Origin of the sequence: Mesorhizobium sp. M0119, from assembly GCF_040322615.1 — a bacterium.
Classification (GTDB): Bacteria; Pseudomonadota; Alphaproteobacteria; order Rhizobiales; family Rhizobiaceae; genus Mesorhizobium.
Genome location: NZ_JAMYTU010000082.1, coordinates 1 through 6,698, shown reverse-complemented (window position 1 = coordinate 6,698; position 6,698 = coordinate 1). Strand labels below are relative to the sequence as shown.

General features: G+C 58.9%; 8 protein-coding genes and 1 pseudogene. 6 read left to right on the top strand and 3 right to left on the bottom strand.

Features of this window, described 5'->3' with window-relative positions:
* Nucleotides 1–135: 135 nt before the first annotated feature.
* Together NKJ40_RS31385 and NKJ40_RS31380 are read right to left on the bottom strand one after the other, a co-directional pair.
* Entirely contained in the window at nucleotides 136–285 is a 150-nt protein-coding gene (locus NKJ40_RS31385; protein WP_352469339.1) for a hypothetical protein, read from the bottom strand.
* Nucleotides 286–332: 47 nt separating this feature from the next.
* Nucleotides 333–1,353: pseudogene (locus NKJ40_RS31380) on the bottom strand (glycogen debranching N-terminal domain-containing protein); the annotation flags it as partial.
* 480 nt (nucleotides 1,354–1,833) lie between these two features.
* Here NKJ40_RS31380 and NKJ40_RS31370 point away from each other — a divergent pair.
* The 4 genes from NKJ40_RS31370 (at nucleotide 1,834) to NKJ40_RS31355 (ending at nucleotide 3,642) form a co-directional block, all read left to right on the top strand.
* A complete protein-coding gene (locus NKJ40_RS31370; protein WP_352469337.1) occupies nucleotides 1,834–2,061 on the top strand; it encodes a hypothetical protein in 228 nt (75 codons plus the stop codon).
* A 275-nt stretch (nucleotides 2,062–2,336) separates the two neighbouring features.
* On the top strand, nucleotides 2,337–2,555 hold the full coding sequence (locus NKJ40_RS31365) for a hypothetical protein (RefSeq protein WP_352469336.1): 219 nt from the start codon (nucleotides 2,337–2,339) through the stop codon (nucleotides 2,553–2,555).
* 379 nt (nucleotides 2,556–2,934) lie between these two features.
* Nucleotides 2,935–3,189 carry a DUF982 domain-containing protein gene (locus NKJ40_RS31360; protein WP_352469335.1) on the top strand — a complete coding sequence of 85 codons (255 nt, stop codon included), beginning with the start codon at nucleotides 2,935–2,937 and terminating at the stop codon, nucleotides 3,187–3,189.
* Nucleotides 3,190–3,396: 207 nt separating this feature from the next.
* Entirely contained in the window at nucleotides 3,397–3,642 is a 246-nt protein-coding gene (locus NKJ40_RS31355) for a DUF982 domain-containing protein (RefSeq protein ID WP_352469334.1), read from the top strand.
* A gap of 1,671 nt (nucleotides 3,643–5,313) precedes the next feature.
* Here the strand turns inward: NKJ40_RS31355 and NKJ40_RS31350 are convergent.
* On the bottom strand, nucleotides 5,314–5,775 hold the full coding sequence (locus NKJ40_RS31350) for a hypothetical protein (protein ID WP_352469333.1): 462 nt from the start codon (nucleotides 5,773–5,775) through the stop codon (nucleotides 5,314–5,316).
* Between the two features lie 67 nt (nucleotides 5,776–5,842).
* Here NKJ40_RS31350 and NKJ40_RS31345 point away from each other — a divergent pair, with 67 nt between their 5' ends.
* A complete protein-coding gene (locus NKJ40_RS31345; RefSeq protein ID WP_023680685.1) occupies nucleotides 5,843–6,019 on the top strand; it encodes a hypothetical protein in 177 nt (58 codons plus the stop codon).
* Between the two features lie 401 nt (nucleotides 6,020–6,420).
* Nucleotides 6,421–6,645 (top strand): hypothetical protein, encoded by a 225-nt coding sequence (locus NKJ40_RS31340; RefSeq protein WP_023680684.1) that lies wholly within the window; start codon nucleotides 6,421–6,423, stop codon nucleotides 6,643–6,645.
* Nucleotides 6,646–6,698: the final 53 nt, after the last annotated feature.

The window sequence follows — 6,698 nt, the reverse complement described above, 5'->3', positions numbered from 1 at the left end:
CGGGTCCTGGGCCAGGCCCCCCACCCCCTCAAACCCCCCGCGCGCGGGCGCCCCAACAACACGGACCCGGGGGGGCCGGCCCCCCCACACCCCCATTCCGTTCCGCTTCGCGGACGGACATGCTCGCTCCCTCGCTCATGCGGCACTATCCGGTGTTGAGCCATATTGCTTTTGAGAGTGAAGGATGCGGCTGATCGCCGTCGCATAGCGGCTGATCTCGGCGTCGATCTGGCTTGGGGTAAAGCCTCGGCGTTCGAGCTTCTTCCGCTCCGGTGCAACATGCAGCGACCAGTAGCGCTGTCCGGCTTGGTAGGTGCGAGCGTTCAGCGCGGTTGGTATGCTGCGAAGACGTAACCTTGCAGCTCGACTAAGGCGATCGGTCCCTTGGGAATAGTGCCGTCGGTATGGAAGATCGCATCGGCACTGTCCTTCCAGCCCTGATTGAAGAGGCCCGTATCCGCTGCCCTGCTGTAGGTAACGAACCCCTCCCCGTTGCGGGCTCCGACCTCTTCCATCCAAGCCGTGGCAGCACCCAGTGATTCCCAAATGCGATCGACAAAGTCCTCATCTCCGGTCCTGTCGGCGTAGGACGAAGCCAGATAGATGTGCAGCGGAGTGGTGTCGACGCCATCATAGTAACGGCCGAACGGCAACTCGCGAAGCACGGCCATCTTGCCCTTGCGCATTTCGTGCATGATCTTGCCTGGCTCCGCGTCTCCGAAGACGGAAGTCTCGGTCGATTGGTAGCGGGCGAGAAACGCCAGCACGCCACGGGCAAGCTCGGGATTGAGCCAGAGCATCTGCAAGGCGGAAATGACTCCGTCGCGACCAAAGGCGGTTGAGAACCATGGAATGCCGGCATACGGGTATGGTCCCGTCTCGAGGTCGGTTGTCAGGAGCGCGATGTCGGTACGTATGCGGGCCAGCCAGTCATTGAACACGCGTCCGGAACTGAAAACGGTGGCGCCTTGCCGGCGCTTTGAGCGAATCGCACATCGCGCTCGCGCAGCGGCGGCACGAAACCGGTCACTGGACGGAATCTCTTCGCCGTGACCGACCATCCAGATGGAGGATCCTGCGGTCACGGCTCGGCACGACAATGCGGAACTCGGCGTAACTGGAATGCACCTGATCCGGCTCCGCAATGACCGACTGGCGCGCTACATTATCAAGCCCTTCGTACCAAAATGTGACGCTTGCCTCACCAATCAGCGCGTCAGGGGCACGACCGCGACGGCTACGCGTGGTGCCGCGCACCTCGAACATGTCTCGGAAATCGGCATCGAAGTCGAGACGGACCGGCAACGCAATCTCGCGCGAGAAGTAGTTGGTGAAGGTAATGCGCTCGAGCAACGGGGGGTCTTCGCGCGAGCCAGTTATCCGGTCTCCCGCTCAGAAATTTCTACCAAATATTCCGACCTCCTGATGGAACCCATTCGTTGCGGGCGAGTTGCGGCTCATTGGGACGGACTTCCCGAACATGACAACGAGCAACAAAGCAGACCATCAGTCTGTCTCCGGAGCGTTTCGGAAACTGATCCGTTCCGAAGGCTATCGTCATCACGTACAAACGTTCTTAAATCTGGAGGTCGAACCAGAACTGCCGCCCACCCTACAGTCATTACTTGCGGCTATTGATCGGGCCAAACAGGGCCCGACGGAAGAAGGTCCCTAGCCGGCTGGCTGGGCGTCAGGTCAAAGAGTATAGAGGCTCGCTTCGTGGCTTGTCCCCCTGATTCCCACTCAGAAGTCTATCAAACATTCTTCTTGATTTTTCCCGACAGAGGATCATGAATGTTCCCCTTGGGTTCTCGCTGAGGTGGGAGGCCTTGTATGAACGTTTGGACGAACTGCCGACCCGACAAAGTGACTGCCAAACACCTTGTTCACGAGCTGATCCTACAAGCCCGTCGCGGCCAAATCATCTCCGTCAAAGAGACTATCGCAGCGGTGCGCCGAGACGGGCCACATCTGGTGGAAAGTGACTGCGAGCTGGTGGAGCTTATCGTCGACCTTGCCCCAGCCTTTGGCATGTTCGTTGCGTTCGACATTCGCGAATAGCCTCGTAGCACCCCATTGGTTCTCCCCTGCGGTGTACGTCAGGACAGACCGACCTGGGATTGTGGGAGAAAGGCGGCTCGAGGCGCGTCAATAGGATCGAGGAGGAACATGGGGGTCTTCGCGAGCCGGTGTCCGATCCCCACCACAGAAATTCTACAAACATTCCTGACTGTGGCGGCCCAGCGCCGTACCAATTTGTACAATTCGTACATGGCCTTGATGCCGCTCAGGTAGGGAGTAGAGTCACCCTTCGGCGTGTCCCTGGGGAGGGCTGGATGAGCGTCGCGCGAAGGGTCGGTCCGTTTCTAGAACAAGCAATTACTGTACTCCTCAACAGGGCGGACCGTCGCGACACGGTCTCGATCAAAGCGGCACTACGCGAAGCTCGGGAGACTGCGCCTTATTTGGTGGCCTCCGACGAAGAACTAACCGAGGCAATCGTCGAGGCAGCAACTGCCATGGGCCTCTGCGTGGCTTTCGACGCCCAGGAGTAGCTGTCAGCCAACTTCGCTTGTCGTGACCTGGCAATGGCGACCGTGTGCTGCCATTCATTCTCGACATTCCGGCCTTGGCGTGACAGCCCTCACATTAACGCTCTCGCCGAGGACGAATAAGCATCGGATGCCGCAGATTTCCGAATGGTCCTTTGAGGCGATCGCCGCAATGGCTAGACCGACTACAAGCGAAATGACTAGGGCGACACCCACCGGAAGATGATGCATACCGGCTTCGTACCGACCGCTCGGATAAACGTCGATGAACGTTTGGAAACACCCGTCACGGACTCAGACCATCCCTAACAAATGGTTAGCCGTCCTCGTCGCTGAGCCGGTTCATAGAGAGGAAACCCGCTAGCCGCCCTAAGGCCCCTTCATGGCTCGCCACTGGTTCAACCCTCCGGTCCCCGTCAAGACCGAGCGTCCCGGGATCATCCGCAACGTCAACAACGCCGAGGCAGCCGGCGAGGAGCTGATGAAGTGGACCAAGCGTGGCCCTTGGTGGGACCTCGCGGTGCGCGTTTGCATGGCCTGCATTGCCGACGAGATGGAACCTGAGGAGGCACGGAAGGCATTCCTGGCCGCTGCAAAAGAGGAGGGGACATTACTCCCCCCAATGACAACCAGCTAACTTGAACTGCGGTAAAGGTTCTCAGACCAACACCGCCTTCGCGAAAGGAGCCCGCCGCCCGTGAGAGAAAGGCGACGGACCCCCACAGCGGCTGCACATCCAAGAAGGACCGCTGCGAGTTCTAAACCCGCGAGGGCCTACATCGTTCCTTAGCTGCGGCTAAAGCGGGGTTGGTCAGCGGGCTCTTGGCGCTCTAAGTTCCCCCTTATGGGTCCCCTCTGGTTCGCTCCCCCGGTCTACGTGAAGACGAAACGTCCGGGCATTCGCAATGGGGTCAGCCACGTCGAGGGAGCCGCCGAGGAACTCATGGGGTGGGACACAAAGGGCCCGAAGTGGACCAAGGCGGTCCAATCCTGCGTCGATGCGTTCCAGGGCAGCGCCTCCCCCCAAGAGGTGCGTGAAGCCTTTGAGGCGGCTGCCAAGGAGGCCAACGTGTATCTCTCCCCTGAGTAGGAGGTATCATGGCGCCCATCTGGTTCGTCCCTCCGGTGTTCGTGAAGACTGAAACCGGTGTCAGGCATGGCTGCAACAATGCGAAGGAAGCCCTTGAGCAGCTCAAGATGTGGACCCGGCGAGGGCCTCGCTGGCATAAGGCGGTGACCCTCTGCCTCCAAGCTCGAGGCTTTTCCCTTCACCCGCTACGGACCGCGGCCGAGGCGGCGAGAAAAGAGCGGCTTCGGCAACTCAACGAGACAATGCGCTCAGACAACGGGCCGGACGGCTGGATGTCACGATGAAAGGAGAGCCCTCCACCGTGAGGCAGTGGGCGAAAACCTTGCATTTCATCACGTTTGCACCTCCCTCGACTTGAGCCATCACAAATGCTCTGATCCTCCTTCCTTGGGAGGGGGCAACCATGTTTCGACTCGTCGCCGCTGCGGCGATTGCCGGCATTCTGATGCTGACGGCGCCGATCGTCATGCGCCCGGATCCGCAATACCCTGGTCGACAATCCCGGTCGAGGGCTGCTGCAAGACGTGCTCCGCCGGCAAGGCGTGCGGCGATAGCTGCATCTCGAGGGAGAAGAACTGCCACAAGGCGCATTGGTGCGCGTGTGAAGATCACTAACAGCCCTGATACCGGCTGTGGACACGCCATTGTGCGAGCAGTGGGAGCGGACCCTATCAGCGCATGAAGGGACTAGGATACGCATGACGACGCTTCAATCCGCCATGCAAGTGCTTGTCCGCCGCCAGGGTGAACAGAATAAGGAACACCAGCGTGTTCTTGAGGAATTGTCGTTGAAGGCGGAAAGGAACTGCGTCCAGAAGAGAGGCGCATAGCGCCGTGACGTCATCAGATGGCTAGTCGTATGGCCGTTCGTGGCGATTTCCATTGGGGCGGCTTCCATTGGGCAAGACCGTTGAAGATCGTGGCCGTATCGATCAGCGGTCTTGCGCGGTTTGAGCTTCTTGTACTGGGAACCCGGTTAGACTTCGTTACTGCGGCTCAAATCGATCAGCGGCTTTTGGGGTGGGGTCTTCTAGCCGGTTCATGAAGCGGCTTGCGCCATGAAATTGATGGCGCCGTCATTATCGAAGCGGGCGAAATTGGCATGGTGAATGTTTGCAGGCGCTTGAACCCTTGGGAGCATAGCTGTTGGAGGTCATCGATATTGTCTTTTGGTTTCAGGGTGAGATTGCGCCGGCGTTTGTCTGTCTCCAGGCCGGATACAATCAAGCGGTCTTGCGACGGTCCGGACGAACGCAGCGTCAGCGCTGCTCCGCAGCAGCGCGCTGCAGACGGCGGTCGCCAGCCAGCTTGAGGCGCAGTTGCCGCAACCACTCGCCATCCTCTCCGAGCGGATCGCAGGACAGCTACGCGATTCTGAGCACTGCCAAATCGGCCTAATTTTCCGCTGCCGAATGGACGATGAGACGCGTAAGCGAGTTTCCGGACCGGAAGCTATGCGTTGGGTTGCCCAAACGATGCAGAGGCGCTGCTGTGTTGGCGCGACACGCTCGACCGCAGGTGCGGACGGCATAAGAATTTTGGAGAGGCCCGTGGTGACTGGGGATTGCGCCGGTATTGGCGACGCGCGAAGACTGGGTCGATATCTGGGCGAAGGCAGCCCCTGCGACGCAGCTTCATACCGGAGAATGCGCTGCGAGGTTGTTGCCTCGGCTACCAACTCAAAGTGATTGTCCGGGAGAGTTCGGCGATGTCGCCATAGATCATCGAACCTGTGACGAGAAAACATTCATCACCGAGGACTTCGAAGGGTGAGCTTGACGCGGTACAAACCGGCAGGTTCTTCGAATTGGCGTACGTGCCGAGCGTCGCGGTTTCGACCTTACGGTCCTTGGCTTCGGCACAGCCGACACTGATCGCGAGGATTGCGATAGCAATGAGAGTCGTCTTGCTCATATTTTGCCCCTGGAGCCAGCTCTTGTCGGGTAAGTCGCGCGATGCATCAAAATAGCACCGGCCCACGATCGGCTTCATCCATCGATTGGAGGAAGCAGGCTCATCCATAATTAGCAATATCTTGAGTAAGGCACCGAGCGCACCAGACTCATGGAACGGCGCGCGGAATTTCCATTCGTGACGAGGTGGCGATCCCGGCCGCCTTCGCAAACGGGTCATTCAGCACTGCGTAAACGTCTCGATTCCGAGCTATAGCTTTCCGCATTCGATCATCGATCATACCAAGGTGAAGAAGGGGCAGCAGATCGAGCTTACCGGAGAGATCACGCGCGTAGACGAGGAAGGCGGCAGGGTGACCGTCGATCTGGGACCACTGGTGACGATCGACATCGACAAGGTCAGGCTGGTCGAGAAGTACAGGACGCCAAAGCGCAAGAAGCCGCTGCGCGACATGGTGGATTAGCTCGCGGACCGCCACTTATCCACGCGACATCGGTACCACTCAAACGAATGGCAATTTTCCGTCTGAATGCGTTTAGGGTCCATGCTCGGAGACCACGCATGGGTATCGCGCGGGAGACAGTGACTCCCCGTTTCAAGGCGTCGAGATGCTACGAGCACCGAAAAGTCAGTTCCTTAGACCTAAAGATCGGGCGATCTGCCAGCGGGTTGTCGACCAGGTAACCGCCGACGCCAAATGGTACAGCACCCCGATAGACGGTCAGATTCTGGCCTCGACCACGCTGAATCTCTTTCAATCAGGGGTCGTAAACGAAACGAATTTGCTGGCACATGTTCGCGCGCGGCGCCACGACTTCACTAAACTGACAGGCTAGTTCTTCACCCTCGCGACATAGGCGCGAAATGTGGTTCTTCGTAGTCCGCCGGCCTATTGTTAAGCAGATTGAGCGCCCGCTTTATGTCCCGATGCAGATGGTCGATCGCTTCCCAATGCTCGCCAAATGGCTTGAGCGACAACTGCGCGTCGCGGAGTTCTACCGTCAGAAGCCACGCCTATCGTTCAATTTTGGCGAGGTGATATTCGGAAACGGCTTCGTGTCGGCGAGGGTGCGGCATCCCGCAAAATAGGAATATATTCCGCATGCCGTTAAGGCAAATAGACTTCGTCCTGCCCTCAGCGC